Genomic DNA, 14,621 nt, shown 5'->3' with positions numbered 1-14,621 from the left:
TCGACCACCCCGTATGCCGCCCACCTCGTCCCGAGCCGACGTGACCTTCGTCGTGGCTTCCTCTCGGTCCTCCGCCAGTGACTCCGCCAGTGACTCCGCCAGGGCCTCCAGCGCGGTGCCCCCGGGGGCCCGGCTCGCAGAGCTCCACGCACGGGTGAACGGCTGGTACGTCCGGGAGGGGCGCGACCTCCCGTGGCGCGATGCGGACTGCAGCCCGTGGGGGGTCTTCCTCTCGGAGGTCATGGCGCAGCAGACGCCCCTGTCCCGGGTTGAGCCCGTGTGGCGCGAGTGGATGGAGCGCTGGCCGACGCCCGCGGCGCTCGCCACCGCTGCGCCCGGTGACGCCGTCCGGGCCTGGGGCCGACTCGGATACCCGCGTCGCGCCCTGCGCCTCCACGAGGCGGCGACCGTCATGGTCGAACGTCACGGCGGCAACGTGCCCGACAGCCACGAGGAGCTCCTCGGGCTGCCCGGCGTCGGCGCCTACACCGCGGCGGCCGTCGCCTGCTTCGCCTTCGGGGAGCCCGAGGTCGTCGTCGACACCAACGTGCGGCGCGTCCTCGCCCGCGCCGTCGAGGGCAGGGCGTTCCCGCACCTCACCCTCACCCGGGCCGAGTCCGCTCTGGCCCGCGACTGCATGCCGCTCGAGCGTGAGCGCGCCAACACGTGGAACGTCGCCGTCATGGAGCTCGGGGCGCTCGTCTGCGTCGCGCGCGGGCCCCGCTGCGAGGACTGCCCGGTCGCGGACCTCTGCGCGTGGAACCTCGCCGGCCGACCGGCATACGACGGGCCGGCCCGGCGGGGGCAGGCGTGGCACGGCACCGACCGCCAGGTGCGCGGGGAGATCCTCCAGCGGTTGCGCACCGCCCACGGCCCGGTCGTGCTCGGCCTCCTCGAGGACGCAGGGCCGGACCGGGCGCAGGTCATGCGCTGCCTCGACTCGCTCGTCGCCGACGGACTCGTCGAGCCCTTGTCCCGCAAGCGGTTCCGTCTTCCGGGGTGACGGGCCTCAGACGTTGCCCAGGATGCGGTCGACCTCGATGGCGATGACCACCCGCTCGGGGTTGACCCGCGGGGGCCGGTAGCGCAGTGTGTAGCGCTCGACGGCGTCGGCGACCGAGGCCGGGTCGTCGAGGACGCGCGACCGCCCCTCGAGCGAGAGCCAGCGCGCGCCGTCGACCTGGCAGAGCACGGCCCGGCGACCGGAGGCGGCGTGGCGGGCCTTCGCGCTCGAGCCGCTCGTGATGACCCGGGCGAGACCGGAGGCCGGGTCCCACGTGAAGCCCACGGGCACGACGTGCGGGCTGCCGTCGGCGCGCAGGGTCGTCAGGGTCGCGAGGTGCCGCACGCGCATGAACTCGAGGGCGGCTTCGGAGAGGTCGTCGGGACGGATCGCCACGGCTAGACCACCGTGCTGAGGAGCATGATGAGGGCGAAGCCGAAGACCGAGATGACGGTCTCCATCACCGACCACGACTTGATGGTCTCTCCGACGGTGAGGCCGAAGTACTCCTTGACGAGCCAGAAGCCGGCGTCGTTGACGTGGCTGAAGAAGAGCGACCCGCAGCCGATCGCGAGGACGAGCAGGGCCAGGTGGTTCGTCGTCAGGGTGGAGGCGAGCGGCCCCACGATGCCCGCCGCGGTGATCGTCGCGACCGTGGCCGATCCGGTCCCGAGCCGGATGAGGACCGCGACGAGCCACCCGAGGAGCAGGACCGAGATGTTGACCCCGGTCGCCCAGTCCTTGATGACATCGCCGACCCCGGCGTCGACGAGCGTCTGCTTGAAGCCGCCGCCGGCCGCGACGATGAGGATGATGCTCGCGATCGGGGGGAAGCTCGCGCCGACCGAGTCGCTCGCCTGCTGCCTGGTCATGCCCGAACCGAGGCCGAGGGCGATGTAGCAGAAGAGGACCGCGATGAGGAGCGCGACGACCGGGGTGCCGAGGAAGTCGACGACCTTGCGTGTGCCGTTCTCCTTGTCGGTCACGAGCAGCTTGGTGATCGCGTCGATGAGCATGAGGACGACCGGCAGGGTGATCGCGATGATGGCCGTCGCGAACCCGACCCGCCGGCGGCCCGGCGGCAGCGGCTCCTCGAAGTCGCCGGGGGAGGCCGGGTAGCCGCCGGGTTCTCGGCTGCTCGCGCCCGCGTCGCGACCGGAGCCTCCACCCGCTGTCGTGGTCGAAGCCCCCACGAGGACAGGGGAGTCCACGTGCTTGGGCACCCATCGGTCGACGAAGGTCGCGAGGACCGGCCCCGCGACGATGACGGTCGGGATCGCGACGATCAGGCCGAAGAGCAGGGTCCGTCCGAGGTCCGCGCCCAGCAGGCCGATGGCCGTGAGCGGTCCGGGGTGCGGCGGCACGAGACCGTGGAGCACCGACAGACCGGCGAGGGCGGGGATGCCGACCTTCATGAGGGACAGGCCGGTCCGGCGCGCCACCATGAGGACGACAGGGACGAGCAGCACGACCCCCACCTCGAAGAACAGCGGCAGTCCGAGGATCGCGGCAATGGCCGCCATGACCCAGGGCAGTCCGCCCGGGCCGACCCTGCCGACCATCGTCGAGACGATCTTTGTCGCGCCGCCGGAGTCCTCGAGGAGCTTGCCGATCATCGCGCCGAGGGCGATGAGGACACCGACCGCGCCCGTCGTCGCGCCGAAGCCCGCGAGGAAGCTCGCGACGATGTCGGCAGGCGGAACCGTCGCGACCGCTCCGAGGACCGCGGATCCGAGCATGAGCGAGAGGAACGGATGGAGCTTGGCGACGGTGATGAGGACGACGACGGTGAGGATGCCGAGGACGCAGGCCAGCACGAGCTGGCCGTTCCCGGCATACGGCGTCTTGGCGGCCTCGTCGGCGAGATGGAGGATCGTCGGGGTCAGCGTGGCGCCGCTCATGCTCTCGGGTCCTTCCTCAGTCCCAGGGCTTCGAGCGCCCGGTCGAGGACCTCGGCGCGCGTTCCCTCGTTGGTGATGACCGTCCCCGGCTCGTCGTGGCCGAGGGGCTCGAGCGTGGCCAGCTGGCTCGGGAGGAGCGAAGGCGGCATGTAGTGGCCGGGGCGATGCTCCATCCGGTCCTGGATCAGGGTCTCGGGTGCGGTGACGTGGAGGAAGCGCACATGCGGGCGGTCGCGTCTCAGCAGGTCGCGGTAGGCGCGGCGGAGGGCCGAGCAGGTGACGGTCGCCGACTCGCCGGCCTTCTCCCTGGCGCTGATCCACGATCCGATCGACTCGAGCCAGGGCCAGCGGTCCTCGTCGGTCAGCGCGTGTCCGTCCCGCATCTTCGCGACATTGGCCTCGGAGTGGAAGGTGTCGCCCTCGGCGAACTCCCAGTGCATGGCCTCCGCGATGCCCTGGGCCAGGGTGGTCTTGCCGCTGCCCGAGACGCCCATGACCACGACGATGTCGGGGCCGGCAGCGGGGCGTGAGGGGTCGGAAGGGGAGGGTCCGGGCTCGGGCTGGGAGGAGGGAGCGCTCGCGGCCATGCTTCGAATCTAGCGGGACGACGAGGTTGTCGCCGGGGCGCACGTTGCCCCACTTGCCCGAGTTGCCCCTCGGGCCGGCCTCAGGCCGCCTTGGGCCGCCCTCGAGCCGCCCTCGATCGCCGGCGGCGGGGTGACGCCGCTGCGCGTCGGGCGCACGTCGTTGAACCGATCCGCCGAGCGGGGTAACGTGCCCCCTTGTGCCCGATTCCGCCCGCTCGTCATGACGCCCTTCTGGATCCTGACCCGCGCCGGGTTCAGGCGGCACTCCACGTATCGCCTCGCCCTGCTCGCAGGCATGACGACGAACTCCGTCTTCGGGGTGATCCGTGCCCTGCTCCTGCTCGCGGCCCTCGCCTCGGCGGGGTCGGACATCGGCGGCTACGACGCCCCCACGGCGGTCGCGTTCGTCTGGTGGGGCCAGGCCCTGCTGGGCACGGTGAACCTGTGGGGCTTCCAGGAGGTCAAGGACCGCGTGCGCACCGGTGACATCGCCATCGACTTCCTGCGCCCGGTCAACCCGCAGCTCGCCTACCTCGCGGGCGATCTCGGCCGCGCCGGAATCAACCTCGTCGGCCGTGGGGCGCCGGCCATCCTGCTCGGTGGCCTGCTTTTCGACATGGCGTGGCCGCCGGGGGCCGCCAGCTGGGTCAGCGGGGCCGTGTCCGTGGTCCTTGCCGTCGTCGTGGCCTTCTCCGGCAACTTCACGGTCAACCTGCTCGCCTTCTGGCTCGTCGAGATCCGCGGCATCTACCTGATGTGGATGATCACCGGCGGCCTGCTCTGCGGCCTCTACCTGCCCGTGCCGTGGTTCCCCAACTGGCTTCGGACCATCGCGGAATGGTCGCCGTTCCCGTCCATGCTGCAGATCCCCATCGACATCCTGGCCGGACGTGTCGTGGGTGCGGAGATCATCGCGACGATGGCGACGCAGGTCTTCTGGGCGACCGCCCTGCTGGTGCTCGGGCAGGTCGTCCTCCGGGCGGGTCGCCGCCGACTGGAGGTGCAGGGTGGCTGAGTCGACCCTCGCGGAGCGGATGCGGCCCTACCGCGTCCTGCTGGCCTCGCGTGCCCGCGCGCAGATGCAGTACCGCGCCTCGTTCGTCACCGACATCCTCGGCACCATCGGCGTGGGCCTCGCCGAGTTCGCCGAGGTCTGGGTCATCTTCCACAACGTCGACGTGCTGGGCGGCCTCGACTTCACCGGGGCCCTGCTCGTCTTCGCCCTCTCGAACGTCGCCTTCGCCCTCGCGGACATGCTCGTCGGGCACCTCGACCAGATGCCGCGCTACATCCGGGCCGGGCAGGTCGACGCTTTCTACGTGCGGCCCCTGCCGCTCCTCACGCAGCTGATGACGAGCGACCTGTCCCTGCGCCGCGTCGGCCGCCTGTCGGTCGCGCTCGTCGCGCTCGCCGTGGCCCTGACGACGGCCGACATCGCGTGGTCGCCGGCCACGGCACTGCTCGTCGTCCTGACCATCATCAGCGGCACGGCCATCTTCGCGGCGCTCTTCACCGCGGCGGGGGGCCTGCAGTTCTTCCTCGTCGACGGCGCGGAGTTCACCAACGCGTTCACCTACGGCGGGTCGTATGCCGCTCAGCAGAGCCAGCAGGTCTTCCCCGACCCGTTGCGCATCTTCTGGACGTTCGTCATCCCGACGGCGTTCGTCGCCTACCTCCCGGCCGTCGCGATCCTCGACCTCGACGACCCCCTCGCGCCGACGTGGCTGGCCTGGTGCACGCCGCTGGCCGCGCTGCTGGCCTGGGGCCTCGCCGCCCTGAGCTGGCGACTCGGGACCCGTCACTACCAAGGAGCAGGCGGATGAGCACGACCAACCCCGCGATCATCGAGACCCGCGAGCTCGTCCGCGACTTCAAGAAGCTGCGCGCGGTCGACCGGATGACCTTCACCATCGAGGCCGGTGAGGCCGTCGGCTACATCGGCGCGAACGGCGCCGGCAAGTCGACGACGATCAAGATGCTCACGGGCATCCTCAAGCCGACGTCCGGTCTCGTTCGCACGTGCGGGCTCGACCCGATGTCCCGGCGCATCGAGGTGGCTCGGCGGGTCGGAGTCGTGTTCGGGCAGCGCTCGCAGCTCTGGTGGGACCTGCCGCTCCGCGACTCGTTCGAGATCCTCGCCGCGATCCACCGGCTCCAGCCCGAGCGGGCGACGGCACGGACGGCTGCCCTGGTCGAGCAGCTGGAGATGGGACCCCAGCTCGGCACCCCGGTGCGCTCGCTCTCGCTCGGCCAGCGGATGCGCGCCGAGATCGCGGCGGCGCTGCTGCACTCGCCCGAGCTGCTCGTGCTCGACGAGCCGACGATCGGGCTCGACGTCCTGTCCAAGCAGCGCCTGCGTGAGTTCCTCGTCGCCGAGCGACGCGAGCGCGGGACGACCCTGCTGCTGACGACCCACGACATGGGTGACATCGAGCGCCTCTGCGACCGGGTCCTCGTCGTCGACCGCGGCCGGCTCGCCTTCGACGGCACCCTGACCGGGCTCGCCGGCACGGTCGGCGCCCGGCGCCTGCTCGTCCTCGACCTCGCGGTGCCGACACCGGCGCTCGTCGACGTCCCGGGGACCCAGCTCGTCGACAGCGAGTCCGACGGGCTGCGCCAGCGCCTTGCCTTCGACGCGGAGACGACGACGGCGGCCGCGGTGCTCGCCCACGTCTCGGGGCGGGCCGAGGTACGCGACCTGACCATCGAAGAGCCCGACATCGAGGACGTGGTCCGCCGCCTCTATGCCGCCTCGGGGCGTGCGTGACCGCTCAGAGCGTGCGCAGCATCCGCGTGTTGCCGAGCGTGTTGGGCTTGACCCGCTCGAGGTCGAGGAACTCCGCGACACCCTCGTCGTAGGAGCGCAGCAGCTCGGCATAGACCTCGGGCGTCACCGCCTGCCCCTCGATCGCCTCGAAGCCGTGCCGGGCGAAGAACCGCGTCTCGAAGGTGAGGCAGAAGAGCCGCTGCACCCCGAGCGCACGGGCCTCCTCGACGAGCGTCTCGAGGATCCGGCCGCCGAGCCCCGTTCCGAGCTGGTCGGGCGCGACGGCCAGCGTGCGGATCTCGGCGAGGTCCTCCCACATGACGTGGAGGGCGCCGCACCCGACGATCCGGCCGCCGGCGTCGGCGACCCGGAACTCCTGGAGGCTCTCGAAGTACGTGACCGCCTCCTTGGCCACGAGGACGCGCCGTTCGGCGAGCGGCGCCACGAGAGCTCGTATGCCGCGGACGTCGGCCGTGCGCGCGCGGCGGATCTCGGGGGGCTGGGGCACCGGTGGCCGGGTCTCGGGCGAGGAGGGGTCGCCGCCGGGGGAGGCGGTCGCGAACGGTTCGGTCATGAGAGGTTCCCGTCCTTGAACGAGGCGAAGAGCGACCGGGCCTCGCGGCCCAGCACGACGATCGACTGGCCGGCGGCGGTGCCGATGCCGCCCTTCGCCACACCGCGACCGACCTTGAGCGGGCTGAGGGTGTACAGCCCCGCAGCGAAGGTGAGGATCTGCTCAGCGGAGAGGTTGCTCTTCCCGACGGTTCCGAAGTCGGTCAGGGCGCCGGGGATGGCGATCGGCCCGGCGAGCTTGGCCTTGACCGCCGCCGCAAGGATGAGCTCGCCCTGGTGCCGCGACCGGCCGAAGTCGCCGTCCGGCAGCGTCTGGCGCTCGCGCGCGTAGGCGAGGGCCTCCACGCCGCTGAGGGTCTGGGGGCCGGCCTTGATGACGAGGTCCTTCACACTGGACGCGACGACCGTCCTGGGGATGACGATCGGGATGCCGCCCTGGCCGTCGACGAGCGCCGTGAACCCGCTGAAGCCGAGCACGACGTAGCCCTCGACGGGGAGCCCGGTCACGGACTTCACTGTCGCGAGCTGGGCCTTCGGGCCTCCGAAGACCATGGCGGAGTTGATCTTGCCCGTGCCGCCGGTGCTGAGCGGCACCCACAGGTCACGGGCCATGCCCATGACGCCACCGCCGCCGCGGCCGTCGAGGCCGATGACCTGGAGCACGTCGGCCCGGCTGCGCTCGAGCGGCTGGCCCGGGCGCGCGTCCGACCCGATGGCGAGGACCCATCGAGGGCCACCGCCGAGGCTCGGGGCGCTCACGCCGAGCGAGGGCCACCAGCCCCCGACGACCGTCCACGCTGCCCCGCCGCCGGAGCCCACCGCGAGGGTCACGTCGTCGCCCGACGTGACGACCGCGATCGGGGTGCCGAACCACGAGCCGAGGGCAGCCTTGCCCTGGGGCGTGCCCGACGCAGGCCTGCGGTTCTTCAGGGCCGCCGCGGCACTCGGGGTGGCCGACGCGCCGAGGTCGTGACCGGCATACAGCGTCGTGACGAGGTCCGCGAGCGGCGCCGGCGCGCCCACGATGCCGGCGGACGTGTCCGTTCCCCCGGCAGCGCCGGGGACGCCAGCCGACGCGGAGCCGGACGAGGCTCCCGAGGAGCCGGACGGGCGCGGGGCCGGCGAGCCGGTGCATCCGGCGGCGAGGGCCGCCACCACGAGCGCTGCGGCAGCCGCCTTGCCGGCGGTCACTGCGGCCGAAGGGCGATGCGTCGAGGTCACGCGCCCACCGTAGACGAGAGGCGGGTATGTCGAAGGGCCGGGGACGTGAGTCCCCGGCCCTTCGCGTCGCGCTGTGTCAGCGGTCGTTGCCAGCCAGCCCCGCGTCGGGGTAGATCTGGTCGTCCGGGACGTTGGACGGCGCCGTGACGTTGACGCCGAGCGCCTCGTCGAGGGCCGGACCGGAGGTCAGCTCGGCCAGGTCGTCGGCCGCGCGGTGCCCGGGGTGGGCCATGTCGGAGAAGGTGAACTTCTCCTCGCGACCCTCGCCCTCGGTGTCGACCCTGATGTACTGGCCCGACGTGAACTCGGCGTAGAGGATCTTCTCGGAGAGGGCGTCCTCGATCTCGCGCTGGATGGTGCGACGCAGCGGTCGCGCACCGAGCACGGGGTCGTAGCCCTTCTTGGCGAGCAGGTCCTTGGCCGCGGGCGTGAGCTCCATGCCCATGTCCTTGTCCTTGAGCCGCCTGTCGAGCTTGGCGATCTCGAGGTCGACGATCTGCGTGATCTCGTCCTTGGACAGGTGCGGGAACACGATGATGTCGTCGACTCGGTTGAGGAACTCGGGCCGGAAGTGCTGCTTGAGCTCGTCCTGGACCTTCGCCTTCATGCGCTCGTAGTCCGAGCGCGAGTCGGGTCCGGCGGAGAAGCCCATGCTCGCCTTCGAGATGTCCCGCGTGCCGAGGTTGGTCGTCATGATGATGACGGTGTTCTTGAAGTCGACCATCCGACCCTGCGAGTCGGTGAGGCGGCCGTCCTCGAGGACCTGCAGCAGCGAGTTGAAGATCTCCGGGTGAGCCTTCTCGACCTCGTCGAAGAGCACGACCGAGAACGGCTTGCGGCGGACCTTCTCGGTCAGCTGGCCGCCCTCTTCGTACCCGACGTAGCCGGGGGGCGAGCCGAACAGGCGGCTCACCGTGTGCTTCTCGGAGTACTCGGACATGTCGAGCTGGATCAGGGCGTCCTCGCTGCCGAAGAGGAACTCGGCGAGCGTCTTGGCGAGCTCGGTCTTACCGACACCGGTCGGACCGGCGAAGATGAACGAGCCACCCGGACGACGCGGGTCCTTGAGGCCGGCCCGCGTGCGACGGATCGCCTGCGAGAGGGCCTTGACGGCGTCGTTCATGCCGACGATCCGCTTGTGCAGCTCGTCCTCCATGTGGAGCAGTCGGCTCGACTCCTCCTCGGTCAGCTTGAAGACCGGGATGCCGGTGCTGGCGGCCAGGACCTCGGCGATGAGCTCCTCGTCGACCTCGGCGACGACGTCCATGTCGCCCGACTTCCACTGGGCCTCGCGCTCGGCCTTCTGGGCGCGCAGCTTCTTCTCCTCGTCGCGCACCCGGGCGGCCCGCTCGAAGTCCTGGCCGTCGATGGCCGACTCCTTCTCACGGACGAGGGCAGCGATCTGCTCGTCGAACTCGCGAAGGTCCGGCGGCGCGGTCATCCGGCGGATCCGGAGGCGTGCGCCGGCCTCGTCGATGAGGTCGATCGCCTTGTCGGGCAGGAAACGGTCGTTGATGTAGCGGTCGGCCATGTTGGCCGCGGCGACGAGCGCGCCGTCGGTGATCGTCACGCGGTGGTGGGCCTCGTAGCGGTCACGCAGTCCCTTGAGGATCTCGATGGCGTGCGGCAGCGTCGGCTCCTGCACCTGGATCGGCTGGAAGCGCCGCTCGAGGGCCGAGTCCTTCTCGATGTGCTTGCGGTACTCGTCGAGCGTCGTCGCACCGATGGTCTGGAGCTCGCCGCGGGCGAGCATCGGCTTGAGGATCGACGCGGCGTCGATGGCACCCTCGGCCGCACCTGCACCGACGAGCGTGTGGATCTCGTCGATGAAGATGATGATGTCGCCGCGGGTGCGGATCTCCTTGAGGACCTTCTTCAGCCGCTCCTCGAAGTCACCGCGGTAGCGGCTGCCCGCGACGAGCGAGCCGAGGTCGAGGGTGTAGAGCTGCTTGTCCTTGAGCGTCTCGGGCACCTCGCCCTTGACGATGTCCTGCGCGAGCCCCTCGACGACGGCGGTCTTGCCGACGCCGGGCTCACCGATGAGGACCGGGTTGTTCTTGGTGCGGCGCGACAGGACCTGCATGACGCGCTCGATCTCCTTCTCACGCCCGATGACCGGGTCGAGCTTGCCCTCGCGGGCCGCCTGCGTGAGATTTCGGCCGAACTGGTCGAGCACGAGCGACCCCGCCGGGGTGCCCTCGCCCTGGGCCTGGCCGACGCCGGCGCCGGTCTTCTCGCCCTGACCGCTGCCCTGGTATCCCGAGAGCAGCTGGATGACCTGCTGGCGCACCTTGTTGAGCTCGGCGCCGAGCTTGACGAGGACCTGGGCGGCGACGCCCTCGCCCTCGCGGATGAGGCCGAGGAGGATGTGCTCGGTGCCGATGTAGCTGTGGCCGAGCTGGAGGGCCTCACGGAGGGAGTACTCGAGAACCTTCTTCGCGCGCGGCGTGAAGGGGATGTGGCCGGTCGGGGCCTGCTGCCCCTGGCCGATGATCTCCTGGACCTGGGCCCGCACCGCCTCGAGCGAGATGTCGAGGGACTCGAGAGCCTTCGCGGCGACGCCTTCACCTTCGTGGATCAGGCCCAGGAGGATGTGCTCGGTCCCGATGTAGTTGTGGTTGAGCAGGCGTGCTTCCTCCTGCGCCAGGACAACCACCCTTCGGGCCCTGTCGGTGAACCGTTCAAACATGCTCTTCTCCTGACTGATCGAGACACCTCGATGCTATCTGCGCCCCGCCGGGCGGGACATACTCCGACCAACGCGAGGGGTGTCCGGCGTGTTCCCATCCTGAGCGTGATCGGCTCAGGTTCAGCCTGTGTTCGCCGTGAGCGGACAGCCCGGGTCGGTTCGCCCCCGGCCTTCCGGCTCTTCTCTCGCCGGGGCGGACTCGTTGTGGTCGGCCTCCGATCTCGGGCGGGTTTCCCTCGCCCGGGCGGACTTGTCGGGGTCGCCCGGGGCTGGGAGGGCACGCACGGGCGAGAGCCCGCCCAGCGGCATACGGCCGAGGTATGCCGCTGGGCGCGGTTCCCGCTCGCGTGACGGTGCCGGCCCTGCCGCCGTATCAAACGCGTCGCGCACCGCCTCAGACAGGCATCGGTAGTCAGGGGCCGGTGCCGCGGGCGGGGGGGTCCGCCCGGAACTGCAACCAGGGAGGCAGAGATGCCAGCCAAGCGTCGTTCGTCAGGTCGGAGCACGCCCACGTCGCCGAGTTCTCCATGGGAACCGGTGTTCACGAGCGAGGCCGACACCGTCATACCGGGTGAGCTCCTCCTCACCCTCGTCCCCTCCGCCGCGGACTCGATGACCGCGTCGGTCCCCGTCCACCCCTCCGGGCCGGTCGAGTCCGGAGCCCGGTCGCTCGGTGTCGACGACCTCGACACCGTCCTCGCGCGTCTCGGCGCCCACGACGTCACGCGGCTGGCGCTGCCCGCCCCGACCGGCGGGGCAGCCGAGGCCGAGGCCGCCACACGCGGTCTCGAGGTGACCGAGGAACAGGTTCTCGCGCGGTCGTTCCGGGTGCGTGTCGACGTCGGCACGGACATCGCCGACGCGGTCGCGACGCTCGAGGCCCTCGACAGCGTCGAGTCCGCCGAGCCGAACCGCTACCGCGAGACGTCGGTCATCCCCAACGACCCGAGCTACGGCTCCGAGTGGGGGCTCGCCAAGATCAACGCACCTGCCGCGTGGGACCGCACCACCGGGTCGGCGACGGTGGTCGTCGGTGTCATCGACACCGGCATCGACCTCGACCACCCGGACCTCGTCGGCAACATCGTGCCCGGCTACGACATGGTCGACCTCGGGACGAACCCCACACCGCCCGCGGGCTTCCGCTTCGAGGGCGACTTCTCCGGCCGCGACGCCATCCCCGAGGACGAGGTCGGTCACGGCTCACACGTCGCGGGCACGATCGCCGCGATGTCGAACAACGCGCTCGGCGTGGCCGGCGTGACGTGGCAGTGCAAGATCATGCCCGTCAAGGCCCTGACCCGGATGGTCCGGATCTCCGACGGCCAGGTCAGGGGCGTCGGCTCGTCGGCCGACATCGCCGCCGCCGTCCGCTACGCCGCGGACAACGGCGCCTCGGTCATCAACATGAGCCTCGGCTCGTCCGGCACGACCACCGTCGAGAGCAGCGCCATCGCGTACGCGATCGGCAAGGGTGTCGTCGTCGTCGCCGCGATGGGCAACGACGGCACGTCGAACCCGTCATACCCGGCGGCCTACCCCGACGTCGTCTCGGTCGGGGCGATCGACAGCGCCGACCACCGGGCCTCCTTCTCCCAGACCGGTCCGCACATCGACGTCGTCGCTCCCGGTGTCGGAGTCCTGTCCACGTACCTCGCCGCCGGGTACGGCACCCTCTCGGGGACGTCGATGGCGACGCCGCACGTCGCCGGGGTCGCGGCCCTGATCCGGTCGGTCAAGCCGAGTGCGACGGTCGCCGAGGTGACGGACATCCTGCGGACGACGGCTCGCCCGCTCCGTGACGCTCCGGCCGACCCCGTGCCCAACGACTCGTACGGCTGGGGCTGCGTCGACGCGGCCGCCGCGGTGAACAAGGCGTCACCCATCGTCACGAGGCTCCGCACGCCGGTGCTGCCGTGCCGGCCACCGCTGACGTTCCCGCCGTTCTGCGGTCCGCTGCGGACCCCGATCCAGATCTGCCCGCCGCGGACCATGATCTGCCCGGTCGCGTCCCCGTTCTGCCCGCCGACGATCACCCCGACGACGCCGGTGACGCCGACTCCCGCAACGACGACCGTCACGCCGACGATCGGCCAGCCCGGCGTGCCGGGAGGCGGCGCGGCCGCGGGCTACGACCCCTACGGCTACCTCGGCGGCGCGGGCCAGGCCCCGCAGCCCGAGGAGGGTCCCTCCGAGGGCCAGGGCACCTACGAGCAGGGCTACGCCGACGGGTATGCCGCTGCCCTCGCCCAGGTGCAGCAGGAGCTCGGCTCGGCGCAGGCAGAGCAGATGGCAGGCACGGCCGGAGGTGGCGGGAACGACGACATCGTCTTCCAGCCGGGTCCGTTCATCAAGCTGCGCAGCCCGATCCTCCAGTGCATCCAGGTGACTCCGAGGTCGCCCTTCTGGTGGAGGTGCCCGCAGCCCGTTCCCTCCCTGTTCGAGCCGTTCTGCCCGCCGATCCCGTACCCGTGGACGATCACGACGATCACGACGACCGGACCAACCACGCCGGTCCAGGGCGGGCCCGGAGGTGGGTTCGAGGGCGGCCTCGGCGGCTACGGCGGCGGCTACGGCGGCAGCTACGACCCCTATGGCCAGTCCCCGTTCCAGGGGTGAGCTCGTGACTCTCGTCCACGCGATGCCGGGCGGGTCCGTCGCGACCCGCCCGGCACCGGGGCTGCCGGCGTCCTCCCAGGGGGACGCCGGCCACCCGGCGGTCCGGGCCCTGACCGACCTCGCGCTCCTCGATCCCGACGCCACCTCGTCGGCCCGGGTGGAGAACCTGTCGCGGGCCCACCCCGTCTGGTCGGTGTCGCTGCCCGACGGTCGGCGGCTCGTCGTGAAGTCGAGCGCCCCGGAGCGGGGCCTCGACCTCGGGATCGAGTTCCTCGTCTACCGGCTGGCGGTCTGGTGCGAGCCGGTCCGCGAGGTCCTCCCGGAGGCCCTCGTCGTCGACGAGGACCGGCACCTGCTCGTCCTCGTCGATGCGCGGTCCTCGGCCGCGACCGGGCTGGGACGGCGCGGAGGCGGGCAGGGGGTGAGCGGCATACCCATCGGTTCCCTCGCCGAGCAGGCGGGCTGGCCCGAGCTCGTGCACCCCGGGTCGTCGCGCGGGCTGTCGACGCAGGCTCTTGCCGTGGCGTCAGAGGCCCTCGGCCGGACCCTCGGTGCCCTGCACCGCGGCACGACCGGGCTGCCCCTGCCGCCTGCCCGTCCGCCGGTCATCGTCGCGGCCCTCACGGCCGAGTACCCGGCGACCGGGGCGGTCGCCGAGCACGTCGCGTTCCTGCGGGCCGACCCCCTGCTCACCGAAGCGGCAGGGACCGTCTCCGCCCCGGTGGCCGGTTGCCTCGTCAACCACGACATGAAGTGGGACAACGTCGTCGTCTCCTCCGGGCGCACGGTCCTCGTCGACTGGGAGATGGCCGGCCTCGGCGACCCGGCGTGGGACCTCGGCTGCCTCCTCGCTGAGCACCTCGTCCGACAGCCCGGGCCGGCCCTCACCGTCACGTCCGACGTCCCTGCGGTCGCCCTGCTCCGCGGCTACGCGCTCGGAGCCAGGCCGCGACCCGAGATCGTCCCCGTCCTCGCACGCCGGACCGTCACGGCGGCTGCCCTGCGGATCGCCCAGCTCGGGCTCGAGGTCGTCGACACGCTCGGGGCCCACCGGCCCGCCTCGCCCCGGCAGCTCACGGACCGCGCCCGTTCCGTCCTCTCGTCCCTCGACTCCCTCACCGAGGAGGTGGCCCCGTGTCTGCGCTGACCCGTTCCCGCACGCCTGCGGCTTCCGGTCCGCTCCGCCGCACGCCTCACCCGCAGGAACCGAGGCGGTCTATCCGTCCGGCCGACCCCGCCGCGAGGTCCGTGGCCCAGCTCG

Annotated in this window: 12 protein-coding genes; 6 read left to right on the top strand and 6 right to left on the bottom strand. The window is 71.7% G+C overall.

Translation table 11 applies throughout. The features are described from left to right. Positions 1-13: 13 nt before the first annotated feature. Positions 14-1,003, top strand: coding sequence for an HhH-GPD family protein (locus N865_RS00155; protein WP_084327808.1), 990 nt, complete (start codon positions 14-16; stop codon positions 1,001-1,003). 6 nt (positions 1,004-1,009) lie between these two features. On the opposite strand, the gene N865_RS00150 is transcribed toward N865_RS00155, so the two are convergent. Genes N865_RS00150 through N865_RS00140 form a run of 3 tightly spaced genes read right to left on the bottom strand, consistent with a single transcriptional unit; the run spans position 1,010 to position 3,491 of the window. Continuing rightward, a complete protein-coding gene (locus N865_RS00150; RefSeq protein WP_034800242.1) occupies positions 1,010-1,399 on the bottom strand; it encodes a pyridoxamine 5'-phosphate oxidase family protein in 390 nt (129 codons plus the stop codon). Positions 1,400-1,401: 2 nt separating this feature from the next. After that, complete coding sequence (locus tag N865_RS00145) at positions 1,402-2,904, bottom strand: GntP family permease (RefSeq protein WP_034800241.1); 1,503 nt, start codon at positions 2,902-2,904, stop codon at positions 1,402-1,404. Further along, on the bottom strand, positions 2,901-3,491 hold the full coding sequence (locus N865_RS00140; protein WP_084327807.1) for a gluconokinase: 591 nt from the start codon (positions 3,489-3,491) through the stop codon (positions 2,901-2,903). The genes N865_RS00145 and N865_RS00140 overlap by 4 nt, the downstream gene beginning before the upstream one ends. A gap of 220 nt (positions 3,492-3,711) precedes the next feature. Here N865_RS00140 and N865_RS00135 point away from each other — a divergent pair, with 220 nt between their 5' ends. The 3 genes from N865_RS00135 to N865_RS00125 are packed head-to-tail and all read left to right on the top strand — an operon-like array spanning position 3,712 to position 6,258. Continuing rightward, complete coding sequence (locus N865_RS00135) at positions 3,712-4,506, top strand: ABC transporter permease (protein ID WP_034800239.1); 795 nt, start codon at positions 3,712-3,714, stop codon at positions 4,504-4,506. Then, on the top strand, positions 4,499-5,314 hold the full coding sequence (locus N865_RS00130) for an ABC transporter permease (protein ID WP_034800237.1): 816 nt from the start codon (positions 4,499-4,501) through the stop codon (positions 5,312-5,314). Before N865_RS00135 ends, N865_RS00130 begins: the two co-directional genes overlap by 8 nt. Further along, the gene (locus N865_RS00125; protein WP_034800235.1) at positions 5,311-6,258 is read left to right on the top strand and encodes an ABC transporter ATP-binding protein; all 948 of its coding nucleotides are present in this window, start codon (positions 5,311-5,313) and stop codon (positions 6,256-6,258) included. Before N865_RS00130 ends, N865_RS00125 begins: the two co-directional genes overlap by 4 nt. A gap of 4 nt (positions 6,259-6,262) precedes the next feature. On the opposite strand, the gene N865_RS00120 is transcribed toward N865_RS00125, so the two are convergent. The 3 genes from N865_RS00120 to N865_RS00110 form a co-directional block, all read right to left on the bottom strand. Next, positions 6,263-6,832: an amino-acid N-acetyltransferase gene (locus tag N865_RS00120; RefSeq protein WP_084327806.1), complete on the bottom strand. Its 570-nt coding sequence runs from the start codon at positions 6,830-6,832 to the stop codon at positions 6,263-6,265. Next, positions 6,829-8,052 (bottom strand): LCP family protein, encoded by a 1,224-nt coding sequence (locus N865_RS00115; protein ID WP_157557487.1) that lies wholly within the window; start codon positions 8,050-8,052, stop codon positions 6,829-6,831. The genes N865_RS00120 and N865_RS00115 overlap by 4 nt, the downstream gene beginning before the upstream one ends. Positions 8,053-8,128: 76 nt before the next feature. Beyond that, positions 8,129-10,741 carry an ATP-dependent Clp protease ATP-binding subunit gene (locus tag N865_RS00110; RefSeq protein WP_034800231.1) on the bottom strand — a complete coding sequence of 871 codons (2,613 nt, stop codon included), beginning with the start codon at positions 10,739-10,741 and terminating at the stop codon, positions 8,129-8,131. A 537-nt stretch (positions 10,742-11,278) separates the two neighbouring features. On the opposite strand from N865_RS00110, the gene N865_RS21420 reads away from it, so the two are divergent. Together N865_RS21420 and N865_RS00100 are read left to right on the top strand one after the other, a co-directional pair. Further along, positions 11,279-13,360, top strand: a complete 2,082-nt coding sequence (locus tag N865_RS21420; protein ID WP_051509705.1) for a S8 family peptidase — start codon at positions 11,279-11,281, stop codon at positions 13,358-13,360. Positions 13,361-13,364: 4 nt separating this feature from the next. Then, a complete protein-coding gene (locus N865_RS00100) occupies positions 13,365-14,507 on the top strand; it encodes a phosphotransferase (RefSeq protein ID WP_157557486.1) in 1,143 nt (380 codons plus the stop codon). Positions 14,508-14,621 lie beyond the last annotated feature (114 nt).

This window comes from Intrasporangium oryzae NRRL B-24470 (assembly GCF_000576595.1).
Lineage (GTDB): Bacteria > Actinomycetota > Actinomycetes > Actinomycetales > Dermatophilaceae > Intrasporangium_C > Intrasporangium_C oryzae.
The sequence above is the reverse complement of the archived record's forward strand: the minus strand, read 5'-3'. Positions and strand labels throughout refer to the sequence as shown.